The organism is Lentzea tibetensis (assembly GCF_007845675.1).
GTDB lineage: Bacteria > Actinomycetota > Actinomycetes > Mycobacteriales > Pseudonocardiaceae > Lentzea > Lentzea tibetensis.
In genome coordinates this window covers 1-1,530 of the sequence record NZ_VOBR01000088.1, presented here as the reverse complement: position 1 = coordinate 1,530, position 1,530 = coordinate 1, and the positions used below count along the sequence as shown (strand labels likewise).

The window sequence follows — 1,530 nt, the reverse complement described above, 5'->3', positions numbered from 1 at the left end:
GGTTGGGTCGCGCCTTCGGCGCAGCGATTGGGCCTTGACAGTGAGGATGTGTGTGGTGGTCCTTGCTGGGTGGGTCTGACTCGTGGCTTGACTGACCTGGTGTCTTTCCCAAGATCTGTCGTCCGGCCTTGCGAGGACCATCGTGGGTGCTCACCGGATCCGGCGACCGTGACTTCATAGGAGCCTGTTGGCGCAGGCCACCCCATCACTGTCGTGTCCGACCGCCGGATCGGGCGAGTGCCATTCGTCCGTTCCCGCGAACAGGATGGCGTGACCAGGATGGCAAAGAGTCAGGCGAAACGCACCAGCGGCAGCACCCCGATGGTGCCGGTCGGGGAGATCACCGGCGGTGTCGACACGCACAAGAAGTTCCATGTCGCGGCGGCCCGTGACGGGCTGGGCCGGTTGCTGGGCACGAAACGGTTCGAGGCGACGCTGGCCGGATATGTGGCGCTGCTGGGCTGGCTGGCCGGGTTCGGACCGGTCACGCTGGTCGGGGTCGAGGGCACCGGCTGTTACGGCGCCGGCCTGACCGGCTATCTGACCGGCCGGGGGATCAGGGTGGTCGAGGTCGACCGGCCCAACCGGCAGCACCGCCGCCGCGCCGGCAAGTCCGATCCGGCGGACGCGATCGCCGCCGCGACCGCCGCGCAGTCCGGTGCGGCCACCACCACACCCAAGCCACGCACCGGACCTGTCGAATCGGTGCGGGTGCTGCGCGAAGCTCGTCAACTCTGGACCACCGCCCGCACCGCCGCGATCAACACCCTCAAAGCCCTGATCATCACCGCCCCGCCCGGCCTGCGTGAACAGCTGGAACCGTTGAGCGATACCGCCCTGATCTCGTGCTGCGCCGGGTTCGAGCCGATCGCGGCGGCCGACAGCGCGATCGTCCTGCTCGACCACGAGACCGCGGTCCGGCACACACTCGGGGAACTGGCTCGCACCATCGCCGCCCACACCACCCGCATCCGCGAGCTCGACACCCGGCTGCACGCCTTGGTCGAACACATCGCCCCGCGCACCAGTGGCCTGTTCGGGATCGGTCCCGGCCGCGCCGCGCAGCTGTTGCTCACCGCCACCAGCCCCGACCGGCTGCACAGCGAGGCCGCGTTCGCCCGCCTGACCGGCGTCGCCCCGCAGGACTGCGGCAGCGGGCACACCTCCGGACGGCACCGCCTGTCCCGCGCCGGTGACCGGCAAGCGAACTCGGTGCTCTACTACATCGTGCTCACCCGCCTGGCCTGGCACGAACCCACCCGCACCTACCTAGCACAGCGACTCAACCCCAACGGCGGCAACAAGAAACACCTCATCCGCTGCCTCAAACGCTACCTCGCCCGCGAGATCTACCCCCGGCTGATCGCCGACCTCACCCAGCTCACCCGCCAAAGCACACCAGCGGCTTGACCATCCATAGGAGCATCTTGGGGCCCCTCGCGGCGTGGTGGGGCCGGCTCCGCCGGCAGGAAGAGCACCTGCCGGCCCGATAGGGGTACCACGCCGCACCCCAAGTCAAGGCCCAATCGC

1 protein-coding gene is annotated in these 1,530 nt (G+C 69.3%); it reads left to right on the top strand.

The annotated features are described in order from the left end of the window. Positions 1 to 279 precede the first annotated feature (279 nt). Entirely contained in the window at positions 280 to 1,410 is a 1,131-nt protein-coding gene (locus FKR81_RS43045; RefSeq protein ID WP_235922247.1) for an IS110 family RNA-guided transposase, read from the top strand. The last annotated feature ends 120 nt before the right edge of the window (positions 1,411 to 1,530 follow it).

Excerpts from the sequence above, each read along its gene's own strand:
- FKR81_RS43045 (WP_235922247.1), top strand. The coding sequence starts at position 280 with ATGGCAAAGAGTCAGGCGAAACGCACCAGCGGCAGCACCCCGATGGTG.